The following is a 22,008-nucleotide window of genomic DNA, read 5'->3' as shown; positions in this document are numbered from 1 at the left end:
CCCTCTTCCCTCGCTTGGCAAAGTGGGCCGCAGCCACCTTGCCAGGGGCGCGGCCCATGATCTCACTTCTTCAGGTGATAGGGCACAGTCGTCACGACGACATCCTTGTGCCGCAACATCCAGGCGCGAATCAGCAGAGACGTCTGGTTGTGCAGTAGATTGTGCCACCACTTTTTCGGCACGAATTGTGCGATGAACAGCTGAATATGATCGGGTTTGCCGCCTTCGTACGTCTCGAGCCGCCGAATGAACTTGGACAACGGCTGCAGCAGGGATCGGTACTCGCTCTTCACCGTCACCAGCCGGCATGGATTGCCCCATGCTTCCCACTTCTCCTCCATCTTTTCGATCGACTCGTCGTCGAAACCGATGTAGAGCGCCAACACGTTCGGCGTCGAACTCATGGCAAACGAAATCGTATCGAGCACCACGCGGTGAATGCCCGAGACCAGAACCACCGAGACGATGCGGTGTTGCTGAGGGCGGTCCACTTTTAGGTCGATGCGGAGCTCGTCCGCGACGTCCTGATAATGCCTGTGCACCTTCATGGCCAGATAAATCATGAGCGGAATGACGACCAGGACGATCCAAGCGCCGCTCGTGAACTTGGTGACCGCGAAGATGACCGACACGAGCGCCGTGATGAACGCGCCAAACGCGTTGATGCCCGCCTTCAGGCGCCACAACCGCCCCTTCACCCGCGCCCACCGCTTGATGAGGCCGAGTTGGGCCACCGTGAACGCCACGAACACGCCGATGGCATACAGCGGTATCAGGTTGTTCGTCTGCGCGTGGAAGATCTCGATCAACAGCGACGCCAGGGCCGCAAGCACGATCATGCCGTTCGAGTAGCCGAGCCTGTCCCCGCGCAGCCGAAGCGCTCTGGGCAAATACCCGTCCGTCGCGAGCAGGGCGGCCACCTGCGGAAACCCGGTGAAGGTCGAGTTGGCGGCCAGGATGAGCACGACGAGCGTGCTCCACATGATGAACTGGTACATGAAGCCGTGGCCAAAATAGCCTTCGGCCAACTGAGACAACATCGTGTTATTGGGGTTGACGCTGATCCCCTTCACGTACAGGTGATACGCGAAACCGAGCAGCGTGACGCCCGTCACGAGGCCGAGGGCGATATAGGCCTTGATGGCGCCGTTCTTGCCCTCGCGGAAGATGGGCACGGCGTTCGAAATCGTCTCGACGCCGGTCAGGGCCGAGCACGCCGAACTGAACGCCTTGAGGAGCAGCATCAAGGTCAGTCCCTGCGGCACCACGCCGAAAGGCGGCGTATGCGGCTGCACGAAACCGTGGCGGAGCTCATCCCAGAAGCCGACGCCGATCATGAGCAACATGCACGCCATGAACACGTACGTCGGATACGCGAACACCTTGGACGACTCCGAAATGCCGCGCAGGTTGACGAGCAGGATGATGAGCACGCACAAGAGCGAGAGCGACGTCTCGTGCCCTTGCAAAACGGGATACGACGACGCCAGGTTCTGAATGCCCGAGGCGACGGACACCGCGACGGTCAGCACGTAGTCGACCATCAAAGCGCTCGCCGCAAGCAGCGGAACCCACGCGCGCTGAAAATTGTCCTTGCTGATGGCGTACGCCCCGCCGCCGTTCGGGTACGCGATCACGCCCATGATGTAGGACGTGATCAGAATGATCAGCAAGAGAACGGTCATGGCCGTGATCGGGAGAATCAGCCACTTCGCGTTCTCCCCCAGGCCAGTGAGTTCCGTCATGCCTGCCTCCGGCCCGTACGCGACCGACGAGTACAGGTCCGCAGAGAGCACCGGCAGCGCCATCCACCAAACGAGCAGGTTGCGAGATTCGCGGAGATCGCGCGTCCGCATCGGCTTGCCGACCACGAGCCGCTTCACGCTGCCGAAGTTAAACATGGCATAGGCGACCGCAGCGATAATCACACAGATGATGACAGGATGCAACCAGGACCAGTCATGTCCACGCATGATACGGAAGCGCTCCTCATTTCTCGACGGATTTCATCGCAAACATTAGGGCCACGAGGATGTCGTCAGACGTGATTTATTGTAATCTGGTGCCGTAAAAAAGCAATTGCGGCGATGTGCTGGAGGACGAGCCAAGAGCTTCTCAACCAAAGGTTTCCCGGAAACTTCACAGACATGCGGCGGATGAAAAAGAGCCGCCATCAGGCGGCCCTGCGAAGGAGCATCACAGATCGTCCCAGTTGAGATTGCCAGCTTTCGTGTAGTTCGTCACGCGCTGTTCGAAGAAATCGGTCTTGTGTGAGTTGATGGCTGCAAAGCTGTCCATCCAAGGCATCGGATGTTCTTTGATCTCCGGATACAGGATGGGCAGGTTCAGCGACTGAAGCCGGAGATTCGCAAGATATTTGATGTACGCGTCGATGAGCGCGTCCGTCAGCCCCACGATCTTCCCCTGCGTCACGTACTGTCCCCACGCGATTTCGTGCTGCACCGCCGTGCGCATCATCTCCACGAACTCTTCTTCCATGTCGGGTGTGACAATTCCCGGATTTTCGCGGATGATCTCGTGATACAGGTTGCGGAAAATCGCGAGATGCGTCAGCTCGTCTCGCTGAATGAACTTAATCTCAGAGACCGTGCCGAGCATCTTGCCCTGACGCCCGAGCACGAAGAAGAAGCCAAACCCCGCGTAGAAGTATACGCCCTCCAAGATGTAGTTCGCGACGATGGTCTTCATCAGATTTCGGTCCGTCGGGTTCTCGATGAACTCTTCAAACAGGTCAGTGATGAACTGATTTCGCCGGAGCAGGTGATCGTCATTTCGCCATTCGTTGTAGATCTGATCGCGCGTGGCCGGATTCACCACGGAATCGAGCACGTAGCCGTACGACTGCGAATGCACCGCCTCCTGGAAGGCGTGCACGGTGAGGCACAGGTTGACCTCGGGCGCGGTGATGTACTCGTTGATATTGGGCAGATTGTGCGTCAACAGGCTGTCCATGAAGATGAGAAAGGACAGGACCTTGTTGTAACTTCTTCGTTCGTCGTCGCTCAACAAATCGTATTGGCGAGCGTCATCAGCAAGCGGGATTTCTTCCGGAATCCAGAAATTATTCATCATGGCCCGATAGAGCTTATAGGCCCACTCATACTTGATGTTGTTGAGCTCGATCATGTTGGTGGTGTTCCCGCCGATGATTCGCCGCTTGCCCCAGTCGCGATCGCCCTCTGCGTTAAACAGCCTCGTCCGTTTCAATTGCATGGCCGCATCCTCCTGTCGCTCCTCATCCGCGTGTGCGCAGGGCACGCCTGCCGTCGACATCAAGACGAACATGCGACGCAATCCTCGACTTCGACCGACTTGCTGCGGACGTAATACACAGTCTTCAGTCCCCGCTTCCAGGCCAACAGGTATAGGTCGAGGAATTGCCGCGCGCTGATGCCCGGCGTGATGTACAGATTGAACGATTGGCTCTGGTCCACGTGCCGCTGCCGCGCCGCGCACGCTTCAATGCTCCAGCGCTGATCGATGGTGTGAGCTTCCTTGTAGTACCAGAACGTCTTGTCGTTCAGATTGGGCGCGGTCTGCGGTACGACGCCGTTTTTCTTCTCCTCGAGGAAAAACCGCGCGTACACCGGGTCGATGCCCGCCGTGCTGCCCGCAATCAGGCTCGTGCTGCTGGTCGGCGCGATGGCCACAAGATACGCGTTGCGCACGCCGTGCTCGGCGACCTCGCGGCGCAGGCCATCCCAGTCCGGTCCGCCCGGGCGCGTCCGGTACCCGCGCAGGTCGAAGTACCGCCCGGTTTGCCAATCGGAGCCCTCGAACAGCGGGTACGGTCCTTTTTCGCGCGCCAGCTCCATGGACGCCTCGATGGCGAAGAAGTTGATCCACTCGAACAGCTCGTCGGCGTGCTTCACGTGGGCCTCCGATTCCCACGGGATGCCCTTCTCCGCGAGATATTGGTGATAACCGCTCACCCCGAGGCCCACCGCCCGGTACTTGCGGTTCGTGACGGCCGCCTGCGGCACGGGGTAATGGTTCAGATCGATCACGTTGTCCATGGCGCGAATCTGCCGGCGCACGATCTCGCGGATGCTGTCGAGATCCCGGCACCGCCCCAGGTTCAGCGAGGACAGGTTGCAGACGACGAAATCGCCAGCTTCCGTCTTCATCGTGATGATCCCGCCCTCTTCCGTCTCTTCGATCCGGCGCGACGGGCTCATGTTTTGAATGATCTCCGTGCACAAATTGCTACAGTAGACCATGCCCGCGTGCTTGTTCGGATTGAGGCGATTGGCCGTGTCGCGGAAGAAGATGAACGGCGTTCCCGTCTCGAACGCGGACTGCATGATCCGCTTCATGATTTCGATGGCCGGGATCTCCACGCGCGGCAGATTTGGATTCTCCACGCACGCCTCATACCGCCGCTCAAATTCCTCGCCCCAGCTGTCTTCCAGGGAGAAGCCCATGACCTTGCGGACCTCGTACGGGCAGAACAGGTACCACATGCCGCGCTCCTCCACGCGCCGCATGAAGAGATCCGGGATGCACACGCCCGGGAAGATGTCGTGCGCCTTCATCCGCTCGTCGCCGTTGTTCGTGCGCAGCTGCAGGAAGTCCAGGATGTCCTTGTGCCAGACGTCGAGGTAGACGGCGGCCGCGCCAGCGCGCATGCCGAGCTGGTTGCAGCTCACGGCCGTGTTGTTGAAGTTGCGGATCCAAGGCACCACGCCGCCCGACGCCCCCGGATGATTCCGGATGGCCGATCCGCGGGCCCGAATCTTGCCCACGTAGATTCCCATGCCGCCGCCGAACTTCGAGACGCGCGCAAAGGCCTCGTCCGTGGCGTAGATGCTGACGAGATCGTCCTCGGGCATGTCGATGAAGCAAGAGCTCAGTTGATGGAACGGTTTTCGCGCGTTGCTGAGCGTGGGCGTGGCCACTGTGGCCTGAAGCGTGGACAACATGTCGTAGAACCGCTTCGCCCAGGCGACCTTGTCCTTCTCCTTCATGGCGAGGTGCATGGACACGCCCATGAACAGCTCCTGCGGCAGCTCCATGATTCCGTTGTCCAGGTTGCGAATCGCGTAGCGATCCAGCAGTTGCTTCAGACCCACGTAGTTAAACAGGTAATCTCGCTCCGGCTTGATGTAGGCGGCCAACTCGGCGATCTCGTCCTCGCTGTAGTGCTGCCGTATGTACGTGCCGTACCGCCCGATTCGCTCCAGCTCGACGATCAGCTGATAAAAGTCCCCGTAACCCAGGTGACGATAACCTCGGTTGCGCGACGCCTGCTTGTATGCGTCGAAAAGCAACAATCGAGCCGCGACAAACTGCCAGCCGGGTTCGGCGACGCTTGTCTTTTCCACCGCCGCTTGAATCGCGACGCGCGCAATTTCCGACGTCCGCATCCCGTCCCGGAGCTGTGGCCACACGTCCGCCGCCAGGCGCTCCGGATCGCACCCCTCGGCCGCTTCGCAGCCGCGCTTCAAAAATGCGAAGATTTTGTCTAAGGACAGCGGCTCAATCCGTCCGTCCCGCTTTTCCACCGTGAAGGTCTTGACGCGATCGCGCCACTCCTCCAGCGCATGGCTCGCTCGCCCTGAACGCAGCTCACCTTGACCCGTCCGTTCCATCAGTCCTGTGGATGTGTCGCTTGGGTGTACCATCTGCATTCACTCCCCGCACCTCGTCCTGAAACCTTGGGTTTCGCCCACAAAAAAGCTCATCCAGGGCGCTCACCCGGATGAGCAGACGGCGGAAGACGGGTCAGCCGAAGTGCGTGACTGTCCTCGGTCCGCCGACTTCTCAATCCCTCGTGAGCGTCGGATCCTTCGAGAATGGGCAGGTCTCCGGGCTTCGCTTCATCCGCGGACGGCGCCTTCCCCGGTGTCGACGTCATTCGACATCCGAGTGGCTGGAGAACTCCCCTGCCGCCGCGATCCGCGTCACCGTGGCGAGGACCGCTCCAGATTCACACTGGATTCCCTTTTCACCCGCCGCGCGGCGGGCACCCATTCCCTTGACACATCACATGCTTTGGACAGGCATAAGCGTAACACTAGATATAGTGTTTGGCAAGCCCTTCTCTCAAAAAACACATCAGATATAGGCGCAAAAGTGTGAAAAGGCCGTCCGCGGCCAACTTGCAGCCGCGGACGGCCTTCTTCGCATCCGCTTCACGAGGGCAACTTCAGGACTCGGAACGAGCCTGTGGCGTGGGCGCACAGCCTCTCCTCTCCAAGATACACGCGCCCCTCCACGGTCATGGTGCTTCGGGCGCGATGAATGAACTTCGCCTTGCAGACGAGCGTGCCTTCGCTCGCAGGCTCTGTGAAGTGAATGTTGAGGTTCGTCGTCACCACGGGGCGATTCGGATAGTGGAGGCTGACGAGGAGCCCCATCGCCGAATCGAGCAGCGACATGTACACGCCTCCGTGCACGATGCGCGCCAGATTCCAGTGATGCGGCTCGATGGCGAGCTCGGCCACCACTTCGTCTTCATCCGCTCTCACCAGTTTCGCCCCAATGAAATCGGCGAACGTGCGGACGCTCGCGTCCGTCGCCGTTTCTGCATTTCCCCCTGGATACATGGGCACGCCGCGACCCTCCTTGCCGTCACGCCTGTCGGGTGGCCTCCTCCGTGAGCGCACGGCGAAGGATTTTTCCCACAGCCGACTTCGGCAGACTGTCTCGGAACTCGTATGCCCGTGGAACTTTGTACGCGGCCAAGTTGGCCCGGCACCACTCGTCCAGCTCCTGTTCCGTGACCTGCATGCCCGGTTTCAGCTGGATAAACGCCTTCACCGTCTGGCCGCGATACGGATCTTCCACGCCGACCACAGCCGCCTCCGCGACGGCGGGATGTTCGTACAAGACCTCTTCCACTTCGCGCGGGTAGATGTTGTATCCGCCCGCGATGATGATGTCCTTCTTGCGATCGACAATATAGAAATAGCCGTCCTCGTCCATCTTCGCAAGATCTCCGGTGAATAGCCACCCATTCCGCAGCACCGAAGCGGTTTCATCTGGACGATTCCAGTATCCCTTCATGACCTGCGGGCCGCGCACCGCGAGTTCGCCGATCTCGCCTACAGGCAGCGGGTTTCCGTCGGGATCGACCACCTGCGCATCGGTGTCCGGGAAGGGAATGCCGATGGAACCCGGCTTGCGCTCGGCCCAGAAGTTGTTCGCGTGCGTGATGGGCGACGCTTCGGTCAAGCCGTAGCCTTCGACGAGCTTGCCGCCCGTGAGCTTTTCCCACTGCGCCTGCACCTCGTGCGGAAGCGGAGCCGCGCCGCTCACGCAAACTTCGATGGACGAAAGGTCGTAGCGAGGTCGATCCGGGTGATTCATCAGCGCGATGTACATGGTGGGCGTGCCCGGAAAAACGGTCGGCTTGAACTCGTGGATGAGCTTCAGCACCTGTTCCGCCTGAAAGCGAGGCACCAGAATCAACATGCCGCCCGTGTACATGGACTGATTCATGAGAACGGTCATGCCAAACACGTGGAAGAACGGCAGTACGGCGAGATACCGCTCCTTGCCTCGTTGCAGCTTGTACGTCCACAGCGCGCTCTGGATCGCGTTCGCCACGAGATTGTAATGCGTCAGCATCGCGCCTTTCGGTACCCCGGTTGTCCCCCCGGTGTACTGGATGAGCGCAATGTCCTCCATCGGATCGACCTCGACCTTCGGCAATTCAGCCGACGCGTTCGCGAGGCAATGCTTCCACGCCAGCACACGCGTGCCGTATGGCACCTTCGGTACCCCGCCCTGCCGGCTCTGCTGCAGTGGATACAAAAGCGATTTCACCGGCGGGAGATAATCTCGGATCGACGTCACCACATAGTGCTCCACCGGCAACTCGCCTTCCACCGCTTCGACCCGAGGCCACAGCTCGTCGAGCGTCACCAGTACCCTGGCGCCGCAGTCCTCCAGTTGATGCTTCAGCTCGCGCGGCGTGTACATCGGGTTGTGCTGGACCACCGTCAACCCGGCCAACAGCGCCCCATAATACGCGATCACGGCCTGCGGGCAGTTGGGCAACATGATGGCGAGGCGATCCCCCTTGTTCAGGGGAATCGCTCGCATCGCGTTGGCAAAGCGGCAGCAGGCATCCAACAGCTCGCGGTAGGTCATTTTGTATCCGAAGAACCACAGGGCAGGCCGATCGGGGTAAGCCTCCGCCGAGTGCAACAAAAACGATGCCAGGTTCTCGCGCGGATACTCGTAGGTGCTTGGCACCTCCGGCGGGTAGTGCTTCAACCACGGCCTCTCCATCCAGGGTCACCTTCCCTTCGCGGCTTTCGTTCAGCAGACGTACCCTTCGGCCTCCACCACGCGCTTTGCAATCTCGCGATCCAGCGCAATGACGTCGAGCTCCGAACGGCGCGTCAGCCGCTTCAGGATGGACAGTTGCATCTTCAGCGCATCTCCCTGGCTTACGTGCGCCAAGCTCTCCTTCGCCGCCTGCTCCACCTTCGCCACGGCGTCCTGCACAAACGCGCGCGTCATCGCGATTTTCAGCGCGGCCTGCGCCTCGCCCGACGACTCCACCTGCTGCATCGCCCGCAGGTACGCGCTCTCCGCCGCGAAGGCCTGAATCGCGATGTCCGCCAGGTTCGCCAAGATCTCTTGTTCGTCGTTCACGCGCGCCTGCAGCGCCTGCGCAGCCAGGCCACCGACCATGAGGAAGACCTTCTTCATGTTCTCGATGAGCTGCTTCTCTTCGGCCAGCACGCCCCCGGGCGGTGTCAGGCCAGGGACCATCTGCATGAGCTCCGCCTGCAGCGCCTGCGCCTTCTGGAACAGCGGCAATTCGCCCTTCATCGCGCGCCGCAGCATCGTGCCGGGGATGAGCATCCGGTTAATCTCGTTCGTGCCCTCGAAGATCCGGTTGATACGTGCATCTCGATACATCTGTTCCACGCCGTATTCTTTGATGAAGCCGGCTCCACCATGGATCTGTACGGCCTCGTCCACGACGAAGTCCAGGACTTCAGAGCCAAAGACCTTGTTGATGGAGCACTCGATGGCGTACTCCGCAATGGCCTTCGCCGACTGGACGCCCGAATCGGGTTTGGTCACGTCCACGGTCTCGAGGATGGCGTCGAGCAGTCCGGCGGTGCGGTACACGACGCTCTCCAGCGCGTAGATCTGGGTGTTCATCCTCGCCAGCTTGCGCTGAATCAGCGGGAATTCGGACAGCTTCTTCCCGAATTGCTTCCGCTCGTTCGCGTACTTCGCCGACGTCTCGAGCGCAACCTTCGACCCGCCGAGGGCACCCGCGCCCAGCTTGAAGCGGCCAATGTTCAGAATGTTGAACGCGATTTGATGCCCCTTCCCCACCTCAAACAGCAGGTTCTCCACGGGCACCTTCACGTCCTCGAGGATGACCTGGCGCGTCGAAGAGCCCTTGATGCCCATCTTCTGCTCTTCCGGTCCGAAACTCACGCCGGGCATGGTCCGTTCGACGATGAACGCGCTGAAGTGCTGGCCGTCGACCTTCGCGTACACCACAAACACGTCCGCGAAACCCGCGTTGGTGATATATTGCTTCGTGCCATTCAGGATATAGTACTTTCCATCTTCCGACAACTTGGCTGTCGTTCTTGCACTGAGTGCATCGGATCCAGAGTTAGGCTCCGTCAGGCAGTACGCGCCGATCCACTCACCGCTCGCGAGCTTCGGCAGGTACTTCTTCTTCTGCTCCTCGTTGCCGAAGTAGACAATCGGCAGCGTGCCAATGCCGGTGTGAGCGCCGAAGGAAAGGCCGAACGATCCGCCGCGGGACACGTGCTCGTTGATGAGGGTCGCGCTCACCTTGTCAAGGCCGAGTCCGCCATACGCTTCCGGCACTTCGGCGGACAAAAGGCCGAGATCGGCCGCCTTGCGCAACAGTTTCACCGTCAGCTCGTAGTTGAGCGATTCAATCTCCTCGTGATGCGGAACGACTTCCGACTCGACGAAGTTCTTCGTCGTCTCCGCGATCATCTTCTGTTCCTCGGTGAAGCCTTCCGGCGTTACCACTGCGGACGGCTCCAGCTCCTCCATGATGAACGCGCCGCCCTTGACAATGGTCTTGTTTTCCATGTCATCCTCACTCCTTATCCGCTGTCGTTTCAGGGTTTGTGAACTTCGAATACGCCGGCAGCGCCCATGCCGCCGCCGATGCACATCGACACGACGCCGTAACCGCCGCCGCGCCGGCGCAGCTCGTGGATCAGGGTGGCGGTCAGCTTCGCACCCGTGCAGCCGAGCGGATGCCCCAGCGCGATGGCGCCGCCGTTGACGTTGACCTTGGCTGGATCGATGTCGAGCGACCGGATCACCTGCAGGCACTGCGACGCGAAGGCCTCGTTGATCTCGAAGAGATCGATGTCCGCGAGCGAAAGACCCGCCAGCTTCAGCGCCTTCGGGATGGCGCCCACCGGACCGATGCCCATGATGGCCGGATCGCATCCCGTGACCGCGAAGCTCTTGAATGTGGCGAGCGGCTTGAGCCCCAGTTGCTGCGCCTTTTCAGCCGTCATGACGACCGCGGCCGCAGCGCCGTCGCTCATCTGCGAGGCGTTTCCCGCCGTGACGGTTCCGCCGACGGAGAACGCCGGCCGGAGCGACGCCAAGGCCTCGGGCGTCGTATCTTTCCGGACGCCCTCATCCTGCGTGACCCGGATGGTCTTCTCGTGCGGGCGTCCCTCCTCGTCGATGTCCCACACCTTCGTCTCCACGGGGACGATCTCGTCGTCAAACTTGCCCGCCTGCTGCGCCGCGTACGCCTTCTGATGGCTCTCGTACGCGAACCGATCCTGATCTTCGCGGCTCACCCCAAATCGCTTTGCGACGTTCTCCGCGGTGTGCCCCATGGAGATGTAGATGTCCGGCATCTCGAGCAAAATGTCCGGGTGCGGCGACGGCTTGAAGCCGCTCATCGGGACGTGGCTCATGGTCTCCACGCCGCCCGCGAGCGCGACCTCCGCGTGCCCGAGCATCACGCGCTCGGCCGCGATGGCAATGGCCTGAAGGCCGGACGAACAAAAGCGGTTGATGGTCATCGCGGGCACGGTCTCCGGCAACCCGCTGTACATGGAGATGATGCGCGCCACGTTCAGGCCCTGTTCGCCTTCCGGCATGGCGCAGCCGATGACGACGTCCTCGATCTCGGCGGGATCGAGCCCCTTCGCGCGCTCCACCGCGGCACGCACCGCGGCGCGCCCGAGGTCCTCCACCCGCGTATGGCGAAACACACCGCGCTTGGCCTTTCCGACCGGCGTGCGTGCAACCGAAACAATCACAGCTTCCCGCATGGTTTCACTCCCTATCGTCGTATCCGTCGTGGACCCGCCTCAGTTGCGAAGCGGCTTCCCGGTGGCGAGCATGTGCTGCATGCGCTGGATGGTCTTCGGCTCTCCGCACAGGCTGAGGAACGCCTCGCGCTCGAGATCGAGCAGGTAGTCCTCGCTCACGAGGGAGCCCGCCGGCACGTCGCCGCCCGCCAGCACATGCGCGAGCTTGTAGGCGATGTGGAGGTCGTAATCCGTGATGTAGCCACCGTTCCACATGCTGCGCGCGGCCATCTGCAAGGTCGCCTTGCCGTCGCGGCCCGCGACGCGAATTTCCTTCGCCTTCGGCGGCGCGGTGTAGCCAATCTCAGCCATGCGAAGCACCTCCGCCTTCGCGGCCGAGATGCGCAGGTCGTCGTTCACCACCACGCGATCCGTCTCGCGCAGCCAGCCCATCGCCAGGGCCTCGGCGCCACTCGTCGACACCTTGGCGGTGCCGATGGCCTGGAACATGCGGGCTAGAGCGGGGACGAGATCGTCTTCGGGGCCGACCGATTCCGCCACGCGGCGCGCCGTCTCCTTGCAGCCGCCGCCGCCCGGAATGACGCCGACGCCCACCTCGACCAACCCGAAATAGGTCTCCGCGGCCGGCAGCACCCTCGACGACGCCAGGCACACTTCGACGCCGCCGCCGAGCGTCATCCGATGAGGCGCCGCCACCACCGGCACTTGGCTGTAGCGAAGCGCAAGCATGGCGCGGTGGAACTGGCGGATGGAGAGATCAATTTCGTCCCAGTCGCCCTCCTGCGCTGCCATCAGGATGAGCATGAGGTTCGCGCCGACGCAGAAGTTCTTGCCCTGGTTCGCGATGACCAGGCCCGCGAAGTCTTTCTCCGCGATGGCCACGCTCTTTTCGATCATCGTCAGAATGTCGGGGCCAATGGCGTTGTTCTGCGAATGGAACTCCAGGCACGCGACCCCGTCGCCCAGGTCGATGAGGCTCGCGCCGGTGTTCTGCGCGATGACCTTGCCTGCCTTCTTCAGCGCGGCGAGATCGATCACCCCAGCCGGCACCCGAACAGGCTCAGGCTTGCCGTTCACCGGCATGGTCAGCTTGCCGTCTTTCTCTTCGTAGAAGGCGCGATGCCCCGCAGCAATCCAGTCCTCGACCCATGAGGGCAGCCTGAGCCCTTCCGCGCGCATCCGCTCGGCAGTCTCCACCAGCCCGAGCGCGTCCCAGAGTTCAAACGGCCCGAGCTCCCAGTTGAATCCCCAGCGCATCGCGGCGTCGATGTCCTGAATCGTGTCCGCGATCTCGCCCAGTTTCTCGGCCGAGTACACGAGCACGCGCTTGACGATGTTCCACGCGAGTTCTGCGTACCGATCGCCGCCCTGGAGGAGCGCCTTCGCCTTTCCGGCCGCCCCTTTGGCCTGCTTCGAGGCCTCGAGCGCCGACGAAGCGATCTTCTTTTGCTCGCGGTACTCGAACGTGTCGAGATCGAGCACGAGGATCTGGCGCTGGCCGTTTTGCTTCACGCGCTTATAAAAGCCTTGTCCGCTCTTCTCGCCGAGCCATCCGCGCTCCACGAGCTTCTGGATGGCCTCTGGCACCTCAAACGCCCGCTGTTCCTGTGGATCGGTCACGTTCTGACGCACGTTGTTGGCCACGTGGACAAACGTGTCGATCCCGACGAGATCCAGCGTGCGGAAGGTCGCGCTCTTCGGGCGCCCGAGGGCCGGACCGGTGATGGCGTCGACCTCCTCAACGGTGAAGCCGCCCTTTTGCATCTCCTCCACGGTCACCAAGAGGCCGTAGGTGCCGATGCGATTGGCGATGAAGTTCGGCGTGTCTTTCGCCAACACCACGCCTTTGCCGAGGCGCTCCGTTCCAAAGTCGCGCATGAACTCCACGATGGCGGGATCCGTATCCCGGCCAGGAATGACCTCCAACAGCTTCATGTAGCGCGGAGGATTGAAGAAGTGCGTGCCGAGGAAGTGTCGGCGGAACGCCTCGCTTCGCCCCTCGACCATCGCGTTGATGGAGATGCCCGACGTGTTGGTGCTCACAATCATGCCCTCGTGCCAGTATCGCTCGATGCGCTCGAGCAGTTGGCGCTTGGGCTCGAGGCTCTCCACGATGACCTCAATCACCCAGTCGACCTCGCAGATCCGATGCAGGTCGTCCTCGAGGTTTCCAGGCGTGATGAGTTTCGCGTAGTCGGCGCGGAACAAGGGCGCCGGGCTGAGCTTGTTCAGCCTACGGATGGCCTCCGTCGCCAGGCGGTTGCGAACCGCTGGGTGATCGAGCGACAAACCTTTCTTTTGTTCTTCCGCAGTCAACTCTTGCGGAACGAGGTCCAACAGCAGGCTCGGAATGCCCACGTTGGCGAGATGAGCGGCAATTTGCGCCCCCATCACGCCGGAACCAATGACGGCAGCTCGGCGAATTTGTCTCATCCGGCTTGAACCTCCTCATCTTCGGTCGGTTGGCGAAGGTCTTCTCCGAAGACCGACGCGGCGAGCAACTCGGCCACATCGCGCGCCTTGACGCGATCGTCCGTCTCGGTCAGCTTCGTCCCGTCCTCCATCATGGTCAGGCAGTACGGACACGCGCTGCCGATGACGGTCGGATTCGTCGCGAGCGCCTGCTGGGTGCGCGCGAGATTGATCCGCTTGCCGCGGGTCTCCTCAATCCACATCCGCCCACCACCCGCGCCGCAGCACATCGCGTTTTCGCGATTCCGCTCCATCTCCACGAGTTCCACCCCGGGGATGGCCTTCAGGATGTCGCGCGGCGCGTCGAACACGCCGTTGTAGCGGCCCAGATAGCAGGCGTCGTGGTAGACGATCCGCTCGTTCAGCGGATGCGTCGGGCGGAGCTTGCCCTCGCGAACCAACTGGGCGAGCAATTGCGTGTGGTGATACACCTCCACACCTTCGAGCCCGAAATCCGGGTACTCGTTTTTCAGCGTGTTGAACGTGTGCGGGCACGCGGTCACAATCTTGCGCACCCCATATTGTTGAAACGTCGCGATGTTCTCCATGGCAAGCTGTTGGAACAGCATCTCATTGCCAAGGCGACGCGGCGTATCACCCGAACCATTCTCCTCATCACCGAGCACCGCGAAGTTCACACCCGCCTCGTGCAGCAATCTCACCACGGCATGCGTGACTTTGCGCGCCCGCCGGTCGTACGAGCCCATGGAGCCGACGAAGAACAGATATTCGAAATCCGGGTTTTCGTGGACGGTCGGGACCGGAACGTCCAGGCCCTCCATCCATTGAGCCCGATCCTTGCGGCTCAACCCCCACGGGTTGCCCTGGCGCTCGATGTTCTGCATGGCGCGCTGGGCTTCCTTGGGCATGCTGCCCTCCATCAACACGAGGTAACGGCGCAGATCGATGATCTTATCGACATGCTCGTTGCCGACCGGGCACTGATCCTCGCAGTTGCGGCAGGTCGTGCAGGCCCAGATCTCCTCTTCCGTGATCACGTCGCCAATGAGCGAGAGTTCCGTCGGATCGGCCTCCGTGAGCCGCCACTCCTCCTGCTGCCAATGGAAGGTGGGCTCGATGTCCGTGACGACGCCCTCAGGGAAGGAAACATCTTCTCCGCCGGACACCATCTTGTGCGCCATACCTTCGCGCTTGGGCAAGAGAAAACTCGGCTCGAACGCCTTCAGGCCTGTCTGCGCCATCCCCTTCTCGATGAGGTGATCGCGCATCTTGACAATCAGGTGCATCGGAGAGAGTGGCTTGCCCGTGTTGGAAGCGGGGCACGAATTGGTGCACCGCCCGCACTCCACGCATGCAAAGAAATCGATCATCTGCTTGCGCTCGAAGTCCTCCACCTTGCCGACGCCGAACGACTCCGCGTTTTCGTCCTCAAGATTCAGGGGACGAAGTCGGCCGGGCGCTCCCTTGCGATGGAGCCAGATGTTGATGGGCGCTACCATGAGGTGAAAGTGCTTCGACTGCGGCACGTACACCAGGAACGTCAGCAGTACGATCAGATGCAACCACCAAAAGACGTAGAAGCCAATTTCCCCGCCTTTCGGGCCGACGCCCCACAGGGCCGAAGCGATGAGAGACGAGATAGGCGCCCACCACGCGCTCGGCTCCTGTTGCCAGACGCGCTCGAAGGACAGGTCCATGAGGACGCAGATCATCAAACTCGAGATGAGGATGAGGACGATGCTCGGCTTGAACCCGCGCTTCAGACGCTTCACGCGCTCGCCGTAGCGGCGGTAGGCCGCGTAGGCCGTCGCGGCGAGTACGAGGATGGCCACCCACTCCTGCGTGAACGAGAACGTCTCGTAGGCGGGATAAGGAATGTGCCGCCCAAGCGTGAGTCCTTTGACGATGATGTCGAGCGCGCCGAACTGGAGCACGATAAACCCATAGAACATGACGAAGTGCATCGCGCCGCTCTTCTTGTCCTTGAACAACTTCTTCTGTCCAAACACCTGCGCCATGAATTCTCCGAATTCCGGACGCAGGTCCAAGGGGACGGGCTTCCCTAACATGACATACCGATATCGCCGATAGACGACGGTGCCAAACAGATAAAGCGCATACGCGACCGCGATCGCGAAGGCGATATCATTGACAGCCAGCAACACGTCGATTCACTTCCCTTCTGCTTCGTTGGTCTGTTTCGCTCATGCGGCCTCAGCATGCCGGCGTCACGATGAGGCACATCCGCAACCGCTTACAACTCACGGGTAAAAAAAGCGATTGCATCGTTGACATTCTCGCCCACGCCATTTACTATGGGGGTACGAAAATGAATGAGCGTTCATTCATTGCTTGACTCGATATTAACACCGAGGTGAATTCATGACAAGTGGATTGGCGGAGAAAAGGAGAGAAAAGTACGAGGCAATCCTCAAAGCGGCGCTGAAAATGTTTGCGGAACACGGTTTCTTCAATTCGCAGGTGTCCAAAATTGCCCGCGAGGCGGGCGTAGCGGACGGGACCATTTATCTGTACTTTAAAAACAAGGAGGACATCTTGATCTCCTTGTTTCGGGAGAAGCTCGGCAGTCTCGTGCGCAAGTTCCACGAGCACGTGCACGAGGACGATCGCGCGGACGAAGCCATCCGCAAGATCTGCGAGCTTCATTTCACCGAACTCGAGAAGGATGTTCAACTCGCCAAAGTCACGCAGCTTGAGCTCCGCCAGAGTTCGCGCGAATTGCACAGCGAGATCAGCAAGGCGCTGAAACCTTATATTCAGCTGATTGAGGACGTGCTGGTGCGGGGGATCGAACAAGGCATCTTCCGCCGCGACTTGGACGTGAAGCTCACGCGGTTGTTGATCTTTGGCGCCATGGACGAGGTGGTATCGTCCTGGCTCATCTCGGGCAGGCGGTATTCCCTGTCGGCCCAAGTCGACAAAACCGTCGACTTCTTTCTCCGAGGTCTTCGCGCCTGACGGCGCTGGGCCCAAGGCACCACCCATTCTGTTTGTAGGAGGTTTTGAATCATGCATGTCGTGGTACTCATGAAGCAGACATTCGACACCGAAGAGCGCATCCGGCTCGTGGATGGCAAGATTGCGGAAGACGGCGTCAAATGGATCATCAACCCGTACGACGAGTACGCCGTCGAAGAAGCGATTCAGTTGAAGGAGAAACAAGGCGCCACGGTGACCGTCGTCAGCGTGGGCAACGACAACACGACGCAGGCCCTGCGCACGGCACTCGCCATGGGGGCTGACGAAGCCGTGCTCATCGAAGCGCCGGAACTCAGCGACGAGCGCGCGATTGCCAAGGCCATTGTCGCCTACTTGAAGGACAAGTCGTTTGACGTGCTCCTCGCAGGCAACTTCTCCGTCGACAACGGAGCAGGTCAGGTGGCCATCCGCGTCGCACATGAACTGGGTCTCCCCCACATCGCCGCAGTCACGCAGCTGACCATCGAGGGCAATCAGGCGACCGGCGTCCGGGAGATCGACGGCGATGTCCAGACCGTGACCGCGACGCTTCCGGCCCTGTTCACCGCTCAACAGGGTTTGAACGAGCCGCGCTATCCGTCGCTTCCCAACATTATGAAGGCCAAGAAGAAACCGCTTACCACCCTCACCCTGTCGGATCTCGGCCTGTCGAACGACGACGTGGCCGCAAAAGTCGAGCGCGTCGAGGTGACCCTGCCGCCGAAGCGCCAGGCTGGACAGAAGATCACCGGCACCCCGGACGAGCAGGCGGAGCAGTTGGCGGAGATTCTCGTGAAGGCGCTTCGCTAAAGCCACGATGGGTTGAAACATCAACAGGAGGTTGGAAACCATGCCGAAGAAGGTTTTGGTCATTGCGGAACAACGAGACGGAAAGCTTCGTCAGGTCGCCCTTGAGGCGCTCGGCGCCGCGCGCGCGATTGCGGATGGCGGCTCGATTGTATCAGTCGTGATCGGGAGCCAGGTGAAGGATGCGGCGGCCGAGCTCGCGCAGCACCCTCAGGACAAGGTGATTGCCATTGAAGGCGAATCCCTGGCCAATTACGATTCGGAACACTACTACCTTGCGCTGCGCCCTGTCCTGGACGAAGTGCAGCCGGACGTGGTGGTGCTCGGGCACACGGCGAGCGGCCGCGACCTGGCGCCGAAGATTTCCGCTGCACTCGATGCACCACAGGTGTCCGATGTGGTGAGCCTCGATGTGCAGAGCGGCGACGTCTTGTTCAAACGCCCGATCTATGCGGGCAAGGCGTTCGAGACGAAGCGGGTGTTGTCGACGCCGTATGTGGTGACCGTCCGCCCGAACAACCTCGCCGCAGACACCGAACAGGGCGGATCCGCGGAAGTCGATGTGCGCGCGTTTGACGAACCGGCCGACGTCAAGACCCGGGTGGTGAACGTCCAGAAGAAGGCGAGCACGGGCCGGGATCTCACCGAGGCGCGCGTGGTGGTTTCCGGGGGCCGCGGCGTCAAGAGCGCCGAGGGCTTCAAGCCGCTGTATGAGCTTGCGGAAGTCTTGGACGCCGCGGTGGGCGCGTCCCGCGCGGCCTGCGACGCTGGATACTGCGACTACAGCCTGCAGATCGGCCAGACGGGCAAGGTGGTGACGCCGGACGTCTACATTGCGTGCGGCATCAGCGGCGCGATTCAGCACCTCGCCGGGATGAGCCAGTCGAAGCTCATCATCGCCATCAACAAGGACGCCGAAGCGCCCATCTTCGAGATCGCCGATTACGGCGTGGTGGGCGATCTGTTCGAAATCGTCCCGAAGCTGACCGAGAAGCTTCGCGAAAAGATGGCCGCCGCAAGAGCCTGATGTTCGCAAACAAGGCGGGCACCTCGCTGCGCTATCCCTGGCGCACAAAGGTGCCCGCTTTGTGATCGCTGTCGAGAAAGACGCCATCCATGCCGTCCGCGTCGTAGTTCACGTGGAGCCCCGCGATCTCGACGTTGTGATCACCGCCGATGTCGCCCGACGCCTTGTTCGACTTCTGATGCTGGTCCCAGCCTGTGATCTGCGCGTCACCCACGAAGACGCCCGCATTCTGCTGCATGGAATTCACGCCAAGCCCCTGAAATGCGATCCGCGTATCGATCGGCGCCTGCTGGCGCGTCTGCAGGACATGCATGTCGCGATCGTCCACCGGCATGTCAATCCCGTCGGGATCGAAGAGAAGCACGCGGTTCTGCGCAATCCACGACTGCGAGCCGACCTCCCCAAAGCCCACGTTGGACTTCTCGTGCGAACTGAGCCCGTAGACGACGTTGCAGCCTCCGACGAGGAGCGCGGACGAGCGCTCGATGGAGCCGACGTGAAGGTGGATGGGCCATGCGCGCAAGAAGCCCCCTCCTTTCAGCCCTCTTCGGGTGAAAACTCGATCGCGACGGTGTTGCCGGGCGCCTCGCGCGCCAGATCCTTCGCCATGTAGACGATGAGCAGCCCGCTGCGGTATACGGCCTTCACGCCATCCGGATTCACCCGCTCCGGCAGATCGATCTCCCTGTCGAACGCCCCTCGGAACAGTTCGGATGAGAGGACGTGATCGTGCGCGCCGGCGAAGTACGACGAGAGCTGACCTCGCACGCGCAGTAGACGCGGCCGCACGGTGAGTGCGACGTCTCCCTGGGATTTGAGCCCGGGGAGCGCGATGACCGCCACAATTTCGCTGCTCCGGTTGTACAAATCGATGGGTGGAAAGGGCGCTGCGGTCGCTTCGTCCTGAAAGAAAGGGACGCCTTGAAAATTGGGCATGGGCATGTTTTTCAGGAAGTCAGGGCCGAGCCACTTCCGCATGTCGCCGAGTTCCTGCAGCTGATTGAGAAACTCGAACGGATGATTGGACTTCGGGCTCATGATTCAGCCTCCAACGCGGAACACCCGCGCGTCAGGCCCGCAGCCAGCGCTCCGGCCATGGCGAAGGTCGGTCCTCGCGTGCGGAGGTTCCAGCGGATGGTGTCCACTGATTGTTGGCGACGATGGAACGACTGCCGTACACGTTGCCGAACCCCTGTTGCACGTGCGCTTGGTGACGAAAGTCGGACGCCCACGTGTTTCCCAGGCTCATCACGGAGGCGCCCGCCACTTGGTGAACGGTGATTTGGCCGATCACAAACGTGGGCGACAGGACCCGCACCAAGGGCTGAAGATCGGGAGTCACGGAGAGTTCGGCGCTTGTCGTTCCTCGATCCACGATATGCGGTACCCCCTTGACGTCGCTTCGAGTTCGGAAGTTTCAGCCGATGGCTCGGAAGTTCGGCTCGTGTCCAGCCGGATGTGATTGCCGATGGTGAGCGTGCCGCTCAATTCGTTGACGTCCAGCCGATCCAGCCGAAAGACGAGCTCCTTGAGATCGACCTGGTCCACCTGCACGCGCTCGACCGCGATGTCGATCCGGCGATCCGCCGGCGCATCCAGCCGCTCTTCCAGCAGCGACAGAACGCGCGCCAACTGTTCGAGGATCTCAGTTTCCTTTTTGCGGCGACCAAGCGAGAACATGCGCCGATCCTCCCAGCGGGATCCAAACCTCTGTTCAGTTGTATGCGGCGCGCATCGGCTTCATTCCGCTTGTCAGGAGATCAGCGAGAAGACGGGTGTTGAAGGTTCACGAAACGGGGCTTTCTCCGTGTTGCTTTCTCCAACGTTTGTTCTCGTAGAGGCGCTCATCCGCGGCCGAGTAACAGGCTTCGAAGCTGTCGCCATCCAAGCCGAGCACGCTTCCTCCCACGGACACCGCGCACGTGCCACTCGAGCGTTCCCGAATGGCCCGCTGCATGGCGAGCATTCGGGGCCGCCAGTCCGGCGACTCGGACCACGCGATGACGATGAATTCGTCGCCGCCGATACGGCCCACGAGCTCATCGGGCCGGGCCTCGTCCTGGAGCGCCTGCGCCACGAGGCGCAGCACGCGGTCCCCGACCGGATGCCCGTACGTGTCGTTGATATGCTTGAAATGGTCGATGTCCACGATGCCGACGATCGCGTGGCGCGCGCGATCTTCCCGAGCGACCTCGAGGACGCGCGGCCACCTCCGCTCGATGCCAAGCCGATTCCAAACTCCTGTAAGAAGATCGCGTTGGCTCGCGTGTTCGGCGACCCGCAGCGCCATGATCATGTCGAGCGCCAGCGAGACCTGAGCCGAGCAAGCCTCCATGAGCGCATGGCTCGTCTCCCAAGTGATGTGGACCACGGGCTCCGTGCGCGCCGCGACCATCGCGCCGCGCACTTCTTCTCGCGAATAGAGGGGCCACACGCCAAACTCCAGCACGGACAAGGACGTGAGCCACGCGCGAAGTTCGTCGTGCGGGATGTCCTCGACCAACAACCATCGTCCAGTCGGCACGCCGAGGGTGAGGTCCGATCGCAGGAGCTCTTCCACGCATGGCGCGATGGGACCTTCGGCAAACACGCCAAACGTGTGATAGACGGCCGGCGGCTGTGGCTCGCCCCCCGTCTCGACGCCTCGCTTTCGGTAGATGAAGAGCCCCCCATTGACCGCCGCCAGCTTGGTCAGCGCCTCGGCGGCAAATTGAAACAGTTCCAATCCGCGCTGCGCACGTCCCCAAGTCCGCGTATGTTGGAAGAGCGCACTGAGCGAACCCGCGTCCATCTGCACCGTCACCCTGCGATCCGACCTGCCCCCACCGTGCTTGGTGGTGCTTATGCTGTGATTGTACGCGTTTCAGCGCCTTTAGGACAGAGCCTTTTCCCATATCTCGGCCTGATGCTCGCCGTAGAGCGACCAAAGCCCATTCCCCTGTCGAAAGACGAGCGTGGGATACCCGAGCGGTGCGTACCGGTCCCCTGCAGACGGCGTGAGGATAAAGACCTCTTCGAATGGCGCCAGATGCAGCGCCGCGTCCTCTTCGCGGGCAATGCGAACCGCGGTCTGGAGCGACGTGCCGGCCGGATACCCGACGTTGACAATCACAGGAGGCCGTTTCAGGCGATGGCGAATGGAGGTCAACAGTTGCAGCGTACGCTGGCAATGCGGACACCAGTACGCCGCAAAGAGAAGCGGTTGGTGTTCCGGCGTGAGCACCTCCTGTCGACCGCTCACCGTCCAGACCGTCACCTCGCCGTACAAGCCTGAGGAAGCGGGCCGAGGATCCCAGCGCGGATCCTGCCCGTCGTTCATGGCTCCCGTGAGATTCTGAAACACCAGGGGATGCGTGCGATCCCGCCCGAAGCTTTTTGCCGCTTGCCCGCTCGCCGCAGAACTTCCGATGACACCGCACCCCACCGCCAGCATGGCGACCCATCCCGCCAACACGAACGCCCACGTCCGACGCATAC

At 61.5% G+C, this 22,008-nt stretch carries 18 protein-coding genes and 1 riboswitch; of the genes, 3 read left to right on the top strand and 15 right to left on the bottom strand.

The features are described 5' to 3' along the window. Positions 1–62: 62 nt before the first annotated feature. The 9 genes from AACI_RS07880 to AACI_RS07840 all read right to left on the bottom strand — a co-directional run bounded on the left by AACI_RS07880 (position 63) and on the right by AACI_RS07840 (position 15,883). The gene (locus AACI_RS07880) at positions 63–1,973 is read right to left on the bottom strand and encodes an APC family permease (protein WP_012810919.1); all 1,911 of its coding nucleotides are present in this window, start codon (positions 1,971–1,973) and stop codon (positions 63–65) included. Between the two features lie 223 nt (positions 1,974–2,196). Then, positions 2,197–3,234: a ribonucleotide-diphosphate reductase subunit beta gene (locus tag AACI_RS07875; protein WP_041708103.1), complete on the bottom strand. Its 1,038-nt coding sequence runs from the start codon at positions 3,232–3,234 to the stop codon at positions 2,197–2,199. A 59-nt stretch (positions 3,235–3,293) separates the two neighbouring features. Beyond that, positions 3,294–5,612, bottom strand: a complete 2,319-nt coding sequence (locus AACI_RS07870; protein ID WP_012810917.1) for a ribonucleoside-diphosphate reductase subunit alpha — start codon at positions 5,610–5,612, stop codon at positions 3,294–3,296. Between the two features lie 190 nt (positions 5,613–5,802). Beyond that, positions 5,803–6,009: riboswitch (cobalamin riboswitch) on the bottom strand. Between the two features lie 146 nt (positions 6,010–6,155). Next, positions 6,156–6,569: a PaaI family thioesterase gene (locus tag AACI_RS07865; protein ID WP_245530781.1), complete on the bottom strand. Its 414-nt coding sequence runs from the start codon at positions 6,567–6,569 to the stop codon at positions 6,156–6,158. A gap of 25 nt (positions 6,570–6,594) precedes the next feature. After that, positions 6,595–8,259, bottom strand: a complete 1,665-nt coding sequence (locus AACI_RS07860) for a long-chain-fatty-acid--CoA ligase (RefSeq protein ID WP_041707435.1) — start codon at positions 8,257–8,259, stop codon at positions 6,595–6,597. 30 nt (positions 8,260–8,289) lie between these two features. Beyond that, positions 8,290–10,071: an acyl-CoA dehydrogenase family protein gene (locus tag AACI_RS07855; RefSeq protein ID WP_012810914.1), complete on the bottom strand. Its 1,782-nt coding sequence runs from the start codon at positions 10,069–10,071 to the stop codon at positions 8,290–8,292. A 29-nt stretch (positions 10,072–10,100) separates the two neighbouring features. After that, positions 10,101–11,285: an acetyl-CoA C-acyltransferase gene (locus AACI_RS07850; RefSeq protein ID WP_012810913.1), complete on the bottom strand. Its 1,185-nt coding sequence runs from the start codon at positions 11,283–11,285 to the stop codon at positions 10,101–10,103. Positions 11,286–11,324: 39 nt separating this feature from the next. Beyond that, on the bottom strand, positions 11,325–13,718 hold the full coding sequence (locus tag AACI_RS07845; protein ID WP_012810912.1) for a 3-hydroxyacyl-CoA dehydrogenase/enoyl-CoA hydratase family protein: 2,394 nt from the start codon (positions 13,716–13,718) through the stop codon (positions 11,325–11,327). Beyond that, positions 13,715–15,883 carry a (Fe-S)-binding protein gene (locus AACI_RS07840; protein ID WP_012810911.1) on the bottom strand — a complete coding sequence of 723 codons (2,169 nt, stop codon included), beginning with the start codon at positions 15,881–15,883 and terminating at the stop codon, positions 13,715–13,717. The genes AACI_RS07845 and AACI_RS07840 overlap by 4 nt, the downstream gene beginning before the upstream one ends. 217 nt (positions 15,884–16,100) lie before the next feature. On the opposite strand from AACI_RS07840, the gene AACI_RS07835 reads away from it, so the two are divergent. From AACI_RS07835 to AACI_RS07825, 3 genes are read left to right on the top strand one after another with little or no spacing between them, the layout of a single operon-like run. Beyond that, a complete protein-coding gene (locus tag AACI_RS07835) occupies positions 16,101–16,697 on the top strand; it encodes a TetR/AcrR family transcriptional regulator (RefSeq protein ID WP_012810910.1) in 597 nt (198 codons plus the stop codon). Between the two features lie 51 nt (positions 16,698–16,748). Then, a complete protein-coding gene (locus AACI_RS07830; protein WP_012810909.1) occupies positions 16,749–17,507 on the top strand; it encodes an electron transfer flavoprotein subunit beta/FixA family protein in 759 nt (252 codons plus the stop codon). 40 nt (positions 17,508–17,547) lie between these two features. Further along, entirely contained in the window at positions 17,548–18,531 is a 984-nt protein-coding gene (locus AACI_RS07825) for an electron transfer flavoprotein subunit alpha/FixB family protein (RefSeq protein WP_012810908.1), read from the top strand. A gap of 31 nt (positions 18,532–18,562) precedes the next feature. On the opposite strand, the gene AACI_RS07820 is transcribed toward AACI_RS07825, so the two are convergent. The 6 genes from AACI_RS07820 to AACI_RS07795 all read right to left on the bottom strand — a co-directional run bounded on the left by AACI_RS07820 (position 18,563) and on the right by AACI_RS07795 (position 22,006). Further along, positions 18,563–19,054 carry a hypothetical protein gene (locus AACI_RS07820; RefSeq protein WP_012810907.1) on the bottom strand — a complete coding sequence of 164 codons (492 nt, stop codon included), beginning with the start codon at positions 19,052–19,054 and terminating at the stop codon, positions 18,563–18,565. Positions 19,055–19,068: 14 nt separating this feature from the next. Further along, complete coding sequence (locus tag AACI_RS07815) at positions 19,069–19,569, bottom strand: Hsp20/alpha crystallin family protein (protein WP_012810906.1); 501 nt, start codon at positions 19,567–19,569, stop codon at positions 19,069–19,071. A gap of 31 nt (positions 19,570–19,600) precedes the next feature. After that, entirely contained in the window at positions 19,601–19,906 is a 306-nt protein-coding gene (locus tag AACI_RS07810) for a hypothetical protein (RefSeq protein WP_012810905.1), read from the bottom strand. Further along, positions 19,870–20,211, bottom strand: coding sequence for a hypothetical protein (locus AACI_RS07805; protein ID WP_012810904.1), 342 nt, complete (start codon positions 20,209–20,211; stop codon positions 19,870–19,872). Before AACI_RS07805 ends, AACI_RS07810 begins: the two co-directional genes overlap by 37 nt. A 106-nt stretch (positions 20,212–20,317) precedes the next feature. After that, positions 20,318–21,256, bottom strand: a complete 939-nt coding sequence (locus AACI_RS07800) for a GGDEF domain-containing protein (protein ID WP_245530477.1) — start codon at positions 21,254–21,256, stop codon at positions 20,318–20,320. 147 nt (positions 21,257–21,403) lie between these two features. Continuing rightward, the gene (locus tag AACI_RS07795) at positions 21,404–22,006 is read right to left on the bottom strand and encodes a TlpA family protein disulfide reductase (protein WP_012810902.1); all 603 of its coding nucleotides are present in this window, start codon (positions 22,004–22,006) and stop codon (positions 21,404–21,406) included. Positions 22,007–22,008 lie beyond the last annotated feature (2 nt).

Source organism: Alicyclobacillus acidocaldarius subsp. acidocaldarius DSM 446, assembly GCF_000024285.1.
Lineage (GTDB): Bacteria > Bacillota > Bacilli > Alicyclobacillales > Alicyclobacillaceae > Alicyclobacillus > Alicyclobacillus acidocaldarius.
The sequence above is the reverse complement of the archived record's forward strand: the minus strand, read 5'-3'. Positions and strand labels throughout refer to the sequence as shown.